Here is a 14,495-nt window from a genome sequence, read left to right as displayed (position 1 = left end):
AAGCCATGACGGAAAAAATGCTGGACGATTCACCTCCTGCCGAGCCTGTGTCCACCCACGCTTTTGCCGGCTTTTGGATCCGGGTGGCAGCCACAATCTTTGATTCCCTCTTTCTGATGGGCGTCTCCTTGTTGATCTTCAATCCGCTGCGCCGTCTGTTCGGTGTGTACGGAGCCGTCTTTTCCCGGATCGATCTGCTGGAAATCCTGTTCTCTCTGTTTTATTTCATCCTGCTCACCTGGTGGACCGGACAAACACTCGGCAAAATCATTACCGGAATTCGCGTCATTCCTACGGGTGACGGGAGAGGGAACCTCTCTGCCGGTCAGGTCATTCTGCGCGAGGTCATCGGCAAATTTCTCTCGTCCCTGGTGTTTGGGCTCGGCTACATGTGGGTTGGCTGGAACAAGAAAAAACAAGGCTGGCATGATCTGATTGCCAATACCCTTGTCATTCGTGAGAAGCGGATCTAGGCAGCAGCAAACAAAAAACCGCTTCCGCGTCACTCACGCGAAAAAGCGAGTTTTTTACCTTGCTTGCATTTGTTGTTGCGGTGCTGCAGGAGCAGGCGGTTTGTCCTCTTCTTCATAAAAGAATGGGAGGAGGACCAAGCTCACGACGAAAAACAGTATCCAGATGATCCCACGCTTGAAGATGCACGGAGTAAGCACATGGACCAACCCCTTTTCACGTCATTCTCTATATATCTACGCTTCCCCACCTGCCGCCCGTTTATCCCAATTTTATGCACCTGTAAAAATTTTTTGTCCATGCTGTTCCGTTGCCGCTTGTTTCGGCCGGCTGCGATGAACCAGACAGGCCGCAGCAAACGCCAGCAACTGCGCTCCCATCAGCCAAAACATCGTCCACGGTTCCCACGCCTGCATCAGATACCCGTTGATCCCCGGAGCAAGGATACTGGCTACTCCGAAATTAATTCCCGCCACGATGCCGACGGTCGGAATCAGGGACCCTGGCAAGAGATCTGCCGCATAAGCCAAGCCCAGCGAATAAAACGAACCGACAGCCGCCCCGGCCACCGCCAAGAGCAGCATCATCACCCAGACGTTCTCACCCGCCAGCGGAAACAGGAAAAAGGCAGCCGCGCCAACCAAGGCACAGACGAACATCACTTTTTTGCGTCCTATCCTGTCACTCAAGGCCCCGAGCGGCATTTGCAGAATGATGCTCCCGACGATAAACGACGGAAGGATCAGGGACATCCACTCCAGCGACAAGCCCGTACGCAAGGCATACACAGGAAAGCTTCCGTTGAGTGACGTTTCCATGAAGCCGTAGAGAAAAGCCGGGATCAGCGCCAGCCAGCCAATGCGCAGAACCGTTACATATTTGTTCTGCTTTTTCTCCGTCTGCCTGATCTCCTCGGGGAAGTCATTTTTGATCCGTGCCAGCAGCATATAGGCGATGCCGTACAGCACAATCAACGCTGCAAACGGCACCCACAAGCCAAACGCAAGCAGGTTCAAGCCCAAAGGACCAATCCCGAAGCCGATTCCAAATGCCAGTCCGTAGATCGACAAGTCGCGACCGCGATTTTTCTCCGAGGTAATTTTCGTTACCCACATCTGGCTGGCGTAGTGCAGGCTGGAATCCCCGACCCCCATCAGCAAACGCAGGATAAACCAGATCGTCAAGGAAGAGAAGACAGGGACCAGCAAGGTTGATCCCGTCAACAACACCAGTCCCCAGAAGATCGTGTTTTTATAGCCCAGACGACGCAAGGGGATCTCCAACCAAGGAGAGACCAGCACGATACCCAGATACAAAGCCGTTGCATTCAAGCCATTGACCACAGAGGATACGCCCTGCTGCTCCAGCAAGACGGCCAGCAGTGGAATGGTCAAGCCTTGATTGGCTCCCGCGACCGCCACGACGACGATCAACACCCAAAAGGTGTAGCGCGATGATTGCATGGTGTTGAACCCTCACTTTCATGATCCCTATACGGTAGCAGAAAGACTTCCTTGTTGGAGCTGGTACATTTTTCGATACAGGCCGTCACGACCCATCAGCTCCTCATGTGTCCCTCGCTCCACCACTTCCCCGCGCGACAATACCAGAATTTGATCAGCATGCTGAATCGTCGACAGCCGATGCGCGATGATGAATGTGGTCCTTCCTTGAGACAGCACGTGCAATGCCTCCTGGATGGCAGACTCCGTCTCGCTGTCGATGCTGGCTGTCGCCTCGTCCAGGATCAGAATCGCGGGATTGCTGACCAGGGCGCGAGCAAAGGATATAAGCTGTCGCTGTCCTGCCGACAAAGTCGATCCCCGCTCCACGACCGGTTCGTCATAGCCGCCTGGCAACTGCCGGATAAAATCATCTGCACGAACAGCTTTGGCTGCTTCGCGGATCTGTTCATCCGTAACGTGATCATTGTACATGCGTATGTTGTAGCCCACGGTTCCCGCAAAGAGAAACGGATCCTGCAAAACCAGACCGAAATGGCGCCGCAAGGATTGGATGTCCAACTCGCCCATTGGCCTACCGTCGATCAAAATCTGCCCTTTTGTCACGGGATAATAGCCAAGCAGCAGGTTCATCAATGAGCTTTTTCCCGAACCCGTGTGGCCAACCAAGGCGATCGTCTCACCCGGTTTTGCCGTGAAAGAAACATCCTTGAGTACGTATTCATCTCCTGTATAGGCGAAGGATACATGATCGAACACCACTTCTCCCTTTGGTCGGGGAGCGGCCGTTTTCTTCTCATCCTCCTGCGCTGGAGTATCCAAAATCTCGAAGACCCGTTTGGCCGAAATATTCGCCTGCTGAAGCTGTGAGAGGCGATCCATGATCATGTTGATCGGCTCGAAAAAACGCCCCATGTAATCGACGAAGGCAAACAGCGCCCCGAAGGAGATCGCGCTGTGAAAGGAGGCAGAGCCGAAGTACCAGACGATCAAGGTCAATGCCACCTTCCAGATCAGGTCGACAGCCGGACGAAGCAGGAACGACTCGACGTTGATTTCCTTCAGTCTGACTTTGAAATACTCCTCGTTCATCTTGGCGAATTCCTGCTGTACGCCCTTTTCGCGGCGAAACGCTTGCACGATCGTCATGTTTTGAATCATCTCGTTGATCGTCGCGTTCATGTCGCTGAGTCGAGTGCGAATAAGCGTGTAGTAACGCGAGCTGTACTTGCGGTACACGATGACGAGCAAGACGAGCAGCGGCACTGTCACGCAGCAAAACAGAGCAAGCTCTGGCTGCAGCAGAAACAAGGCGATCAAAATCCCGACCAGGTAAAAACCGTTCTGCACAAAGGTAGCCAAAACACTGACGTACAGCTCCCGAATCGCCTCTGTATCATTGGTGACACGCGAGACAAGCGAGCCTACTGGCGTCTTGTCGAAAAAGGAGACCGGAAGCTTCTGCAGATGGGAAAACAGCTTCATCCGCATCTGCTGGATAATGCGCTGCGCGATCTTTTGCAGCCACAAGATCTGAATGTAATTGAAGCCCGCCGACAAGAGGATCAGGACCCCATAGCCCGCAGAGAGCCAGATAATCGGCTGGACATCTCCCTCGTACATCGCCCGCACCTCTGCTGCCGTCAGTCGTACTCCTGCGGCAGGCGCGGACTGGTTCACGGTCACTTCTACCCGCTCTCGTCCATTTTCTTCAGTGATCGGCGTAATCTGCTTTTCCCCGTTTTGCTCGACGATCCCCTCGACCAGGTAGTACGTCAAGCCTTCTGTCAGCACGGTCATCCGAAAATCTTGCAGGCTATCCGGTGATACCCCGAGCGAGGGAAGATGATCTTCCCGCACGTAATAGTTGCCATCCACTTCGACTGCGATCTCTGCAGCTGCCTGCGGCTTCTGCTCAAACTGGTACCAGGTCTGCTGAATGGCGAGGATGTGATTGTCGATCATCACTTTCGCCAAGAAGGGACCCGCCAGCTCTGCTCCCGTGCCAAGCACCAGAAGAAAAAGCGCTCCCGCTATTTGTTTTTGGAAGGGTCTGGCGAATGCCACTAACCGTTCCCATACGTTCTGCCCACTCATGAAACGCTCTCCCTTCTAGCCTTGACCGGCTGCTACGTCCTGCTCCATCTGTTGACGGCGATACTGCTCGGCGTACCAGCCCCCCTGCTTCATCAATTCCTCATGGGTTCCACGCTCCACGATTCTTCCCTCATCGAGGACAAGGATCAGCTGTGCATGCTGTACGGCCGACAAGCGATGGGCCGTGATGATCGTCGTTTTTCCTTGCCGTTCCTGGCGGAGATGGTGGACGATTCGCTCCTCTGTCCGCGCGTCGACGGCTGAGAGCGAGTCGTCGAGAATCAGAATATCCGCATCCATCAGCAAAGCCCGTGCAATCGAGATGCGCTGCTTTTGTCCCCCGGACAAGGTGACGCCCTTCTCCCCGACCATCGTTTCAAGTCCTTCACCAAATTGCGCGAGATCACGTCCCATCTCCGCCAGTTCGAGTGAGCGCATGACCTCTTGCTCAGTCGCTTCCGGCTTGCCAAAGGCCACATTTTCTGCAATCGTCCGTGAGAACAATAGATGCTCCTGCGGCACATAGCCGATTTTGGCGCGCAAGGAATCGAAGGAAATCTGCTCGATCGGCACACCACCGACGAACAAGGCATCCTTTTCCATCCGATACTGGTGCAGCAAGGTCCGGCACAGGGTGGATTTGCCGCTCCCTGTTCGTCCCACGATCCCCAATGTCTCACCTTCCCCCAGCGAAAAGGTGATGTCATGCAGGACAGGTTTGTCCGTCCCCGGATAGGTGAAGGTAAAATGGCGCGCTTCGATATGATTGGCCCCTACCTCTGTTACGGGGTGGGAGGTCTCATGAACGTCCGGCTCCTCCGCCAGCATCTCCGTCAGTCGTTTGAGTGAAGCGCTCCCCCGCTGTACGACGTTGATCAGCCAGCCAAACGCGAACATCGGCCAGATCAGAAGGCCCAGATACAGGTTGAAGGCGACCAGATCGCCCAAGGAAATCGAACTGGTAAAGACCAGATACGTGCCGTAGCCCAATCCGATCAGGAAGCTGAATCCAATAATGATGCCAATGGTTGGTTCAAACAGCGCGTCGATGCGCGATACATTCACATTTCGCTCCAGTGTTTTCTCGCTCACTCGGCGAAACGCCTCCACATCCTGGTCTTCCTGAACGAAGGCCCGCATGACTCGCACGCCGGAAACGGACTGCTGAACGTGGTCGTTCATTTCTCCAAATGCCTCCTGCGCCAGGTAAAAACGCTCGTGAAGCAACCGTCCGTAGTAAGCGGTCGACCAGGCGAGAAACGGCATGGGAACCAACGCTGCCAAGGTCAGCTTCCAATCGATGGACACGATCATCACGCCAAGCGTCAGAAGCGTCATAAACAGCGAATCCACCAGGGTCAAAACGCCCATGCTCGCCGTCCGCTCCACAGCCGGAATATCGTTGGTGGCAATCGCCATCAAATCTCCGCTTCGCCTGCGTTGGTAAAAAGAGGGGGTCATGCGGGTCAGATGGCCAAACAGCCGCTCCCGCAGCACCCGCTCCAGTATCAGCGCCCCGCCATTGAGCAGGTACCGCCAGACGAAACGCATCATATATAGAACCACGCCCAACGAAAGCAGAATGAAAACTGTCTTCGTCAAACCAGACTCGCTCAGCGAACCATTGCGAATCGCATCCACTGTCTCCCCGATCAGGCGAGGGGGCCAAAGCATCAGGACATCAATCGCAAACAAAAAAGCGATCCCCACGACGTACCGTTTCCAATGCGTCCGAAAAAACCAGGACAATTCTCGCAAGATGTACACGTTTTTTCACCTTCTTTACTAAGAGAAAAACGCGAGGAATTACCCGCGTTGTTTTTGGTGGTGGTTTTCCAGCTTTCCTGCCGGGGGAGGAAAAAGGGAAAACTCCAGCTTGGTCAAGATCCCAAATGCCTTCGCTTTTTTCCCTTTTTCCTCGACCAGCTTTGTCTGGTCCCCCTCAACCTTTTGACGGTTTCTCAAGGAGTGCAAGATGTATGAAAAAGGGTTGCACAGTCGCAACCCTCATTTTGCTCCTATCATCGTAATTGACAGAATTTTACCTGTCAATTGCTTTTGCGCGACCGTAAATCCAGCCATTCGGAGCGCAGCATGCTGTATACGGCATGGTCCACATAGTGATCATACAGGAATTCATTTTGGCGCAGGACACCTTCCAGCGTGAACCCGAGCCGCTCCGGAATCGCCCGGCTTTTGGCATTGCCCGTCGCCGCCTGGATCGTCACCTTTTCCATGCCCCAAGAACCAAAAATCAAGCGATCCATATACGTCTCGACAGCCATGGACATCAAGCCTCGTCCCTGATACCCGGCCCCCAGCCAGTAGCCCAGGGAGGTTTTCTTGTTGATCCAGTCCAGGTTGTGAACACCCAAAGTCCCGGCCATTCTCCCCCTGTACCAGATTCCGTAATGCGTTCCCTGGTTGTTGTTGTGCTGATTGATCGTCATCGCAATAAAATGGGCAGTATCCTCCACCTGCCTGGTGTAATCGAGCCAAGGAAGCCACTCGCGCAAATACGCTCGATTCGTATCGATCAGCCAAAACATCTCCGCTGCATCAGAAGGCTCCAATTGCTTGAGAAATGCATCTTCTGTCATCGGCAATACTCTCATCTCAATCCCTCCTTGGACTCCTCTGCTGGCATGGGGAGCTCTTGGCCGTTCAATATGACCTGCAAGATGATCTCGGCATGCAAAGATTTCGCCACTGGACAATACTGCTCGGCCTCCAGCTTCACAGCCTGCCAGATGCGCGATGGCGCAACTTCACCGGTCGCACGAAATGTAAGGTGGATCTGTGTGATCGCGTGGGGGAGCTTGGCCTCGCGAATCCCGTCGGCCTCGATTTCAAGAGATTCCAGTGATTGCCGCATCTTCTCCAGCAATTGCGTCACCCCGATGCCGATGCAACCGGTCAAACCGACGAGCAGCAGCTCCAGCGGACTGTTTCCTGCTCCTTCGCCGCCGTATTCTTCCTTGGCATCCATCCGGACAGGATAACCACTCGGTCCGACGGCTTCAAATTGCCGTCTTCCCAACCATTGTGTTCTGACACCGATCCTTTTTTGCCCTTCCGCCATCTGGATCCCACTTCCTTTTCTACTATCATAACAGGAGTTGACCAAAAAATGGAGAAAAGCGTCCAGCCGCAGAATGCAGTGGACGCTTTATGTGCTAGGCCTTGCTTTTCGCAATCTCTTCCGGTTTGAAAATCCCTGTCTCCGTCACGATCGCCGTGATATAGGCTGCAGGGGTGACATCGAATGCGGGATTGTACACCTTGATGTCATCCGGCGCTACCTGCTTGCCCAGACCGTGCGTAATTTCTTCGCCAGGGCGCTCCTCGATCGGAATCTGTGCCCCTGTCGCCGTCTCCAAATCAATAGAAGAAAGAGGTGCGGCCACGTAGAACGGAATGCCGTGGGCTTTCGCCAAAACGGCTACGCCGTATGTGCCGATTTTGTTGGCTACATCCCCGTTGGCCGCCACGCGGTCGGTACCGACGATGACCGCCTGGACCTTGCCCTGGGACATGACCATTGCCGCCATGTTGTCGCAGATCAGCGTGACATCGATGCCAGCCTGCTGCAGCTCATACGCGGTCAGACGCGCTCCCTGCAGAACCGGACGTGTCTCATCGGCGAATACCTTCAGGTTCCAGCCACGCTCCTTCGCCAGGTAAAACGGCGCTGTCGCTGTACCGTAAGCTGCTGTCGCAAGTGCGCCGGGATTACAGTGCGTCAGAACACCCATTCCGTCTTCCAGCAAGGTAAGCAGATTCTCCCCGATCGTGCGGCAAACCTCCGCATCCTCTTTTTGAATCGCCAATGCTTCATCCAACACCGCTGCCTTGAGCTGGGCCACAGCTTTATCTGCATCGCGCTGCACGCGCGCCTTGATCCGATCCAATGCCCAGAACAGGTTTACGGCTGTAGGACGGGAACTGCCCAAATACTCGGCCTTTTGGTTCACCTCAGCGATAAAGGCTTCCGCTGTCGCTGCCTGGCTATTGCGAACGCCGAGATACAAGCCGTAAGCTGCCGCCATGCCAATCGCCGGGGCTCCCCTTACCTGCAGGTGGCGGATCGCCGCCCATACCTCTTCTGCAGTGGTCAATGTCAAATAGATCGTTTCTACTGGCAATTTCGTCTGGTCGAGCAAGACCAGCGCGTCACTCTCCCACTTTACCGGGGTAAGTTGTGTACTTGTTGTCATACGGTTGCTGCCTCCTGGTAAAATTTCGCGGTAACGGAACGGACCAGATCAGTAATATCGGTCGACTCGCCTATCTCGGTGCGCTGCAAAATCAACGCTTCCCCGATTGCGAGAGCCAGACGTTCCGCTTCTGCACGCGTCTGCTCATCGGCGATCTCGTTCAGATCAGCCACTCCCGCAAGCCCAATGACGCGACGCAGAATTTTGCAGCCTGCATATCCGGCCGTGTCCTGGATCAGTCGGTTTACATAGCTCTCCCACAAGCCTTCTACATGAGCGCTGCGCTCCTTGGCTTGCTTGTGCCAAAGCTGAACAAACTGCGAAACGAATTCGTTCCACACATCCTCTACCGTCTCCAACAGGTATTCGCGATACGATGCCCGTTCTCCTGGGTCTGCTTGCAATCCGTGCTGTCCTGCGTAGTTGAGCAGCAGATTGGCGATCACCGCACCGATGTCAAAGCCAAGCGGTCCATAATAGGCGAATTCGGGATCGATCACTTTCAGGCTGGTCTTCGTCACGAAGATGCTTCCTGTATGCAGATCTCCATGAAGCAAGGCTTCTGCGCGCGTCAGAAAATCGTATTTCAGCTTGGCGATTTCCAGCTTCAGCGGCTTGTTCTGCCAGATCGCTTCCACTTCCCGCTGAATCAGCGGATTGAAGTTGTTGGTCGGCGCATTTTCATAAGGGTCTGTGAAAACGAGATCTTCAGTAATTTTGCATAATTCTGGATTGATGAATCTTCCGACAAGTGCTTTTTTCTCATACGGATGAGATCCGAGATCAGAGGTATAGAAAAGGGTGTGCGCGAGAAACTTGCCGATCTGCTTTGCGAACAGCGGATAGCGGTTGCCCTCGATCAAGCCTTTGCGCATGATGATGTGGTCTCCGACGTTCTCCATCACGGTCAACGCAAGCTCTTGATCAAAATGGTACACCTGCGGCACCAGCTCCGGCACTCGTTTGTACTGGATTTGCAGGGCCTCGCTTTCGATGCGGGCACGATCCAGCGTCAAGGGCCACGACTCGCCTACCACACGAGCATACGGCAGCGCCTGCTTCACGATGACGCTTTTTCCTGTTTCTACCTCGCGAATATCAAACACCAGATTCAGATTCCCGTCGCCGATTTCCCGACTGGACAGTTCGGCCCCTTCTGAAAACAGCCCGGGCAATTCCTTTACATACTGTACTGCTTCTTGCTCTGTCAGCGCGCGATATGCCATTGTCTGCCATTCTCCCCTCTAGTTCTTTTTTGATCTATTCCAAAGAAATAAAAAACCTCTTTTCTCGAAGAAAAGAGGTTGTCATCGTACACGCATCAGGTAAACGTGCCCGTCTCCCCCTTATCTTCCAGACCACTTTTGTTTCTGCAGGAATTAGCACCGTGCACGTCGCATGCTTCAGTCGCGGTATGCGGCTGAGTCGCGTCATGTCGGTTGCCGGGTATCATCGGGCCAGTCCCTCCACCTTCTCTGGATAAGGTATCCAACGTATGCAGTTTTGATTAGTTTGAATCATACAACCCGTTGTGGAAGCTGTCAACTCCCTTTTTGCTCCGTCATTGTCACCAGCTGTTCTGAGAGCCGGACGCGGAGGGGCGTTCCCAGTTCCACCAGTCCACCTTGCCCAAAAAGGCGGCGGTGATCGAAGGCTCTTCCCGAAGCTTGAGTAATTCCTTGGTCGGTCCTGTGACGACGGCTCCATAGATGCGGACACCGTTTTTCTGCAGGTATTGATAGCGATCTTGGATTTTCGGATCATTGGTCCACATCAGGCCTCTGCCGACCGCCTTGCTCATCCGCTCCTGCTCGGCTAAATACTTCATCTCGGATACGTAGGCTGCTGCCCGTCGATCTCCCTCACCGTTGACCTGAATTGGCGCCCCTCCATAATCCAAGCTGCGCTCGGAAAAGCCCCAGACCTCCCCTGCTGACAGCAAAATGTCGCCTCTCTCCTCGTCCTTATCTGCCTGTTTGATCTCTTCCCCCGTATCTACCGCGAACCAGACCGTCTCCTGCTCGTATTCAGGCAGATGGCTCAAGATCAGTTGCTGATACTCCTGATAGGTCAGAAGCCGATCGAAGGAGATTGCCAATTGTGAGACCGTTCCCTCCGGCAGCTTTTCCATTGCTTTCCACGCTGGGTCCCGCCGGAATTTCGTCTCTTCTGATGTCGCTGCTTCATGCGGGTAGCGAAAGAACAATTTGACATCGCGGATTCCGTTGGGCCACTTGGGCTCTGCATGGATCAGCCACAAAAGATTGGTGCTCTCCATCCTGCCTGCGTTCTGTTTCTCTTTTCCCACCTGTTCGCGCAGCTCCATCTGGATATTTCCGTACAAAAGGCCGATCTGCGAGCCGCTGCTTCCGGCAGTGATCCCCGGTTGGGTGAAATTCACCATGCTTCTCGTCACCCGAAACAGGTCATCATACATCAGTCTGCCAAACCAACCATTGATGAAAAAAATCAAAACTCCTGCTGCAAACGCGATCCCCAACGTAAACGCCGAGTTGCCAAAACGCATCCGCCATTTTCCGCGACGCAGGATTTTGCGCTGTTTTTCCTCGGGCAGTCCAATCGGTTCGGACGATTTCTCCTCGTTTTCCTCTCCGAGCAAAAGTCGCTCAAGCTTCTGCGCATATTCCTCATCGTCAGCCAGTTCTTCTTGTAGCCGTTTCTTCTCCTCTTCCGTCAACTCGCCGCGCAGATAGGCGAGCAGCCGTGCTTCTTTGTCGTTATCTTCCCTGTTCGTCATCCGCCTGATCCCTCCACAACTTGCGCATCTTTTGTCGTCCGCGAAAGAGCGAACGCTTGACATCTGCCAGACTGATTCCCAATACCTCGGCGATCTCTGCGTATCGAAACTGCATGGCAAACAGCAGGATCACCTGTCGCTGCTGCTCAGGCAAAAGCTCCAGATAGGCGTGCGCCGTCTCCCACATCTCCTGTGATACGAAGGCTTCTGCCGGGTCCATCGCCTGCAGGTCCGCTCTCTCCGGCAGTCGCTCCATGATCTGCAAAGGGTGTCTTGCCTGCTTGCGATGCCAATCGACAAACGCGTGGTAGGCTACCTTGAAAAGCCAAGGGCGCACCTTTTCCCCGCGGTAGTCATCCAGGGACAGAAAAGCGCGGAAAAAGGTTTCCTGCGTCAAATCCTCTGCCTGCCTCGCATCCCTTGTCAGTCGGAAAAGATAGCGGTAGATGTCGTTTACGTGCATCCGGTACACGTCTTCCAGGCCTACTTTCCCAACTTTCTCACACCCTTTCATCTCTTACCACGTCCGGCAAGCCAAAAAGGTTTCACTCATCTCTTTTCTCTCCCCCATTCGGGTGTCTGCCGGGAAAAACAAAGATTGACTCCTGTTTGAGAACGTCATATCATGGGTGTATCTCATACGCGTCTACGCGTATCAACAACATAACTCTTATCGCGAGCTGGCTGAGGGACTGGCCCTATGATGCCCGGCAACCGGCGCTCATCTACCACGTTGTAGTGAGCGAAACGGTGCTAATTCCAACGGATAAGTGTCAAGCACCCGTCTTGACTTTTTACCCGAGAGATGAGAGGCGACGAAAAAACGTTCATCAGACGACAAGCGCCTCCCACTCTGGGAGGTTTTTTTCGTTTCCGAAGCTTCTGCGAGCAAGATGATCTCGAATGATAAAGGAGGCTTAATTCCCGACGATGAGTGAACAGCGCATCCTTGTTACGTATTTGACACAAGCCAAAGATCTGTATAAAAAGGCAGAGGCGATCGCCGTCGGCATGACGGTAGGCTCCTGGACAGATTTGCCAGCAGCCAAACAAGAGGAATTGAAGCCCTACCTCGGGGAAGCCGTCCACGCCGAAGTGCTGGAAACACTGGAGAACGGCGAGCAGCGTGGCTTGATTACAGTCAGTTATCCAGTACGCAATTTTACCCCGGATATCCCTTCACTGTTAACCGGGATTTTCGGCAAACTCTCAATGGACGGAAAAATCAAACTCATGGACATCAGCTTTCCGGAGTCGCTCCTGGGACAGTTCCCAGGGCCCAAGTTTGGGATCGACGGCCTCCGCAACCGACTCGGGGCTCATGATCGTCCGCTGCTCATGAGCATTTTCAAATCATGCCTGGGTCTTCCGTTTGAAGACCTGAAAACCCAGTTTCGCGCTCAAGCTTTAGGCGGTGTCGATCTGGTCAAGGACGATGAAATCTTCTTCGCCGATGATCGCGCGCCCTTTCTGGAACGGATCAAGGCGTTCAAACAGATCGCGTTGGAGACGGAGGCTGAGACAGGAAAACCGGTCCTTTACGCAGCCAATCTGACTGGACCTGTCCATGAATTGAACGAAAAGGCGAAACGCGCAGTTGAAGCAGGAGCTGATTGCCTGCTGTTCAACGTGCTGGCTTTCGGATTCGACGCCCTGCATCGCTTGGCGGCTGACCCGGATATCAACATCCCGATCATGGCTCACCCGGCATTGGCGGGGGCTTACTACCCGTCGCCTGATTACGGCATCGCCACACCGCTTCTGCTCGGTACACTGATGCGGATCGCGGGAGCTGACCTGGTTCTCTTCCCATCGCCGTACGGGAACGTCGCCTTGGACAAAAACGAAGCGCTGAAGCTGGCTGACCATCTGACCAAGCCGCTCGAAGGCGTCCGCCGCTCATTCCCAGTGCCGTCCGCTGGCATTCACCCTGGGCTCGTCCCGCAGTTGTACGCGGACTTCGGACTGGATCAGATCGTCAACGCAGGCGGCGGCATTCACGGCCATCCTGGCGGAGCGACTGCTGGAGCGAAGGCATTCGTCGCTGCGATCGAAGCGGTGACAGCAGGCCGAAGCTTGCAGGATGCAGCGGCCGTTTCCGCTGAATTGGCGATAGCCCTGGAAAAATGGGGTGGCGGACGATGAACAAGAAATTAGTCCTTTTTTGCGACTTCGACGGAACCATCACCGAAAAAGACAACATCGTCTCCATCGTGCGCAAATTCGCGCCACCCGAGTGCGAAACACTGATCGAGCAGATCCTGACCCAAAAAATCACGATACAATCTGGCGTCGGCCAGTTGTTTCAGATGGTCCCCTCCTCGAAAAAACAGGAGATCATTGATTTTATTCTTGAAGAAGCGAAGATTCGTCCGGGCTTTGCCGAGTTTGTCCGCTTCTGCCGGGAGGAGGGCGTAGAGCTTCTGATCACCAGCGGCGGCATCGACTTTTTCGTAGAGCCGATCCTCGCTCCGTTCGATTTGACAGGCGTGCCGATCTACTGCAACGGAAGCGATTTTTCAGGAGATCACATTACGATCACCTGGCCGCATCACTGCGACGAGCATTGCTCGACCGGCTGCGGCATGTGCAAGACAACGATCATTCGCCGCTACGACCCGAATCAGTATTTTCGCGTCGTAATTGGCGATTCCATCACTGACCTGGCAGGAGCCAAAATCGCCGACTACGTGATTGCCCGCTCCCTTCTGGCGCAGAAAGCGCAGGAGCTGCAATTGCCGCATCGCACCTTTGCCACCTTCCACGAGGTGATTGCCATTTTACAGGATTTGAAACACCAACAGGAGGTCTCTTAGCCATGACAGCAACATTGGAGCAACGCCTGGATGCCTTCCGCCGTCTCGATGACGTGAAAATGACCTTTGCCCGTCGGGACTGGTTCCCTGGCACCAGCGGCAATCTGTCCATCAAGATCGCGGATGATCCCCTGCAATTTGCCGTTACTGCAAGCGGCAAAGACAAAACCAAGCTTTCACCCGAGGATTATCTCATCGTCGATAAAGACTCTCGTCCGGTCGATGCCACTACCCTGAAGCCTTCCGCCGAGACCTTGATCCACGCTGTCGTCTATAAAAAATTCGCGCAAGCCGGTGCCTGCTTCCACGTGCACACCGTCTGGAATAATCTGATCTCAGAGCTGTACTTCGGTCAGCGCGCCTTCTCCATTCAGGGCCAGGAACTGATCAAGGGCCTGGGAATCTGGGAAGAAAATGCACGGATTACGATCCCGATCGTCGAGAACTTTGCAGATATTCCTACTTTGGCAGTCGCCATCGAAAAAGTCATCACGCCGGAAGTCCCCGGTGTCCTGATCCGCAACCACGGCATCTATGCGTGGGGCGGCAATGACTTCGAGGCGAAGCGTCACCTCGAAGCATTCGAATTCCTGTTTGAGTACCACGCTCGCTGGCTGCAGCTGCGTCACGCGACCGTGTCCACTTCTACCACCACAATCTAAGGAGGGCTTCA

The 14,495-nt window shown here is 54.2% G+C and carries 13 protein-coding genes and 2 riboswitches; of the genes, 4 read left to right on the top strand and 9 right to left on the bottom strand.

The window, feature by feature from the left end; translation table 11 throughout:
* The first annotated feature begins 5 nt into the window (after positions 1-5).
* Complete coding sequence (locus tag EDM58_RS13065) at positions 6-473, top strand: RDD family protein (protein WP_122913722.1); 468 nt, start codon at positions 6-8, stop codon at positions 471-473.
* 270 nt (positions 474-743) lie between these two features.
* On the opposite strand, the gene EDM58_RS13060 is transcribed toward EDM58_RS13065, so the two are convergent.
* From EDM58_RS13060 to EDM58_RS13015, 9 genes are all read right to left on the bottom strand, one after another.
* Positions 744-1,934, bottom strand: coding sequence for an MFS transporter (locus EDM58_RS13060; RefSeq protein WP_122913721.1), 1,191 nt, complete (start codon positions 1,932-1,934; stop codon positions 744-746).
* 27 nt (positions 1,935-1,961) lie between these two features.
* The gene (locus EDM58_RS13055) at positions 1,962-4,031 is read right to left on the bottom strand and encodes an ABC transporter ATP-binding protein (RefSeq protein WP_122913720.1); all 2,070 of its coding nucleotides are present in this window, start codon (positions 4,029-4,031) and stop codon (positions 1,962-1,964) included.
* 15 nt (positions 4,032-4,046) lie between these two features.
* Positions 4,047-5,798, bottom strand: a complete 1,752-nt coding sequence (locus EDM58_RS13050; RefSeq protein ID WP_122913719.1) for an ABC transporter ATP-binding protein — start codon at positions 5,796-5,798, stop codon at positions 4,047-4,049.
* 281 nt (positions 5,799-6,079) lie between these two features.
* Entirely contained in the window at positions 6,080-6,646 is a 567-nt protein-coding gene (locus tag EDM58_RS13040; protein ID WP_023558364.1) for a GNAT family N-acetyltransferase, read from the bottom strand.
* Positions 6,643-7,113, bottom strand: a complete 471-nt coding sequence (locus EDM58_RS13035) for an OsmC family protein (RefSeq protein ID WP_023558365.1) — start codon at positions 7,111-7,113, stop codon at positions 6,643-6,645. Before EDM58_RS13035 ends, EDM58_RS13040 begins: the two co-directional genes overlap by 4 nt.
* 94 nt (positions 7,114-7,207) lie before the next feature.
* Positions 7,208-8,248 carry an S-methyl-5-thioribose-1-phosphate isomerase gene (mtnA, locus tag EDM58_RS13030; protein ID WP_122913718.1) on the bottom strand — a complete coding sequence of 347 codons (1,041 nt, stop codon included), beginning with the start codon at positions 8,246-8,248 and terminating at the stop codon, positions 7,208-7,210.
* Positions 8,245-9,474, bottom strand: coding sequence for an S-methyl-5-thioribose kinase (gene mtnK / locus EDM58_RS13025; protein WP_122913717.1), 1,230 nt, complete (start codon positions 9,472-9,474; stop codon positions 8,245-8,247). The genes mtnA and mtnK overlap by 4 nt, the downstream gene beginning before the upstream one ends.
* 117 nt (positions 9,475-9,591) lie before the next feature.
* Positions 9,592-9,734, bottom strand: a riboswitch (SAM riboswitch).
* A gap of 81 nt (positions 9,735-9,815) precedes the next feature.
* Positions 9,816-11,006: an anti-sigma factor gene (locus EDM58_RS13020; protein ID WP_122913716.1), complete on the bottom strand. Its 1,191-nt coding sequence runs from the start codon at positions 11,004-11,006 to the stop codon at positions 9,816-9,818.
* Positions 10,987-11,520 carry a sigma-70 family RNA polymerase sigma factor gene (locus EDM58_RS13015; RefSeq protein WP_246000708.1) on the bottom strand — a complete coding sequence of 178 codons (534 nt, stop codon included), beginning with the start codon at positions 11,518-11,520 and terminating at the stop codon, positions 10,987-10,989. Before EDM58_RS13015 ends, EDM58_RS13020 begins: the two co-directional genes overlap by 20 nt.
* A gap of 153 nt (positions 11,521-11,673) precedes the next feature.
* Positions 11,674-11,818, top strand: a riboswitch (SAM riboswitch).
* 118 nt (positions 11,819-11,936) lie between these two features.
* Here EDM58_RS13015 and EDM58_RS13010 point away from each other — a divergent pair.
* From EDM58_RS13010 to EDM58_RS13000, 3 genes are read left to right on the top strand one after another with little or no spacing between them, the layout of a single operon-like run.
* Positions 11,937-13,151, top strand: coding sequence for a 2,3-diketo-5-methylthiopentyl-1-phosphate enolase (locus EDM58_RS13010; RefSeq protein ID WP_122913715.1), 1,215 nt, complete (start codon positions 11,937-11,939; stop codon positions 13,149-13,151).
* On the top strand, positions 13,148-13,822 hold the full coding sequence (locus EDM58_RS13005; RefSeq protein ID WP_122913714.1) for a 2-hydroxy-3-keto-5-methylthiopentenyl-1-phosphate phosphatase: 675 nt from the start codon (positions 13,148-13,150) through the stop codon (positions 13,820-13,822). The genes EDM58_RS13010 and EDM58_RS13005 overlap by 4 nt, the downstream gene beginning before the upstream one ends.
* 2 nt (positions 13,823-13,824) lie before the next feature.
* Entirely contained in the window at positions 13,825-14,484 is a 660-nt protein-coding gene (locus EDM58_RS13000) for a methylthioribulose 1-phosphate dehydratase (RefSeq protein WP_023558373.1), read from the top strand.
* Positions 14,485-14,495 lie beyond the last annotated feature (11 nt).

It is taken from the genome of Brevibacillus panacihumi, from assembly GCF_003710985.1.
GTDB classification, from domain to species: Bacteria; Bacillota; Bacilli; order Brevibacillales; family Brevibacillaceae; genus Brevibacillus; species Brevibacillus panacihumi.
The sequence above is the reverse complement of the archived record's forward strand: the minus strand, read 5'-3'. Positions and strand labels throughout refer to the sequence as shown.

Coding starts and splice junctions, on each gene's coding strand:
- EDM58_RS13065 (WP_122913722.1), top strand. CDS start 6: ATGACGGAAAAAATGCTGGACGATTCACCTCCTGCCGAGCCTGTGTCC.
- EDM58_RS13060 (WP_122913721.1), bottom strand. CDS start 1,934: ATGCAATCATCGCGCTACACCTTTTGGGTGTTGATCGTCGTCGTGGCG.
- EDM58_RS13055 (WP_122913720.1), bottom strand. CDS start 4,031: ATGAGTGGGCAGAACGTATGGGAACGGTTAGTGGCATTCGCCAGACCC.
- EDM58_RS13040 (WP_023558364.1), bottom strand. CDS start 6,646: ATGAGAGTATTGCCGATGACAGAAGATGCATTTCTCAAGCAATTGGAG.
- EDM58_RS13035 (WP_023558365.1), bottom strand. CDS start 7,113: ATGGCGGAAGGGCAAAAAAGGATCGGTGTCAGAACACAATGGTTGGGA.
- mtnA (WP_122913718.1), bottom strand. CDS start 8,248: ATGACAACAAGTACACAACTTACCCCGGTAAAGTGGGAGAGTGACGCG.
- mtnK (WP_122913717.1), bottom strand. CDS start 9,474: ATGGCATATCGCGCGCTGACAGAGCAAGAAGCAGTACAGTATGTAAAG.
- EDM58_RS13020 (WP_122913716.1), bottom strand. CDS start 11,006: ATGACGAACAGGGAAGATAACGACAAAGAAGCACGGCTGCTCGCCTAT.
- EDM58_RS13015 (WP_246000708.1), bottom strand. CDS start 11,520: ATGAAAGGGTGTGAGAAAGTTGGGAAAGTAGGCCTGGAAGACGTGTAC.
- EDM58_RS13010 (WP_122913715.1), top strand. CDS start 11,937: ATGAGTGAACAGCGCATCCTTGTTACGTATTTGACACAAGCCAAAGAT.
- EDM58_RS13005 (WP_122913714.1), top strand. CDS start 13,148: ATGAACAAGAAATTAGTCCTTTTTTGCGACTTCGACGGAACCATCACC.
- EDM58_RS13000 (WP_023558373.1), top strand. CDS start 13,825: ATGACAGCAACATTGGAGCAACGCCTGGATGCCTTCCGCCGTCTCGAT.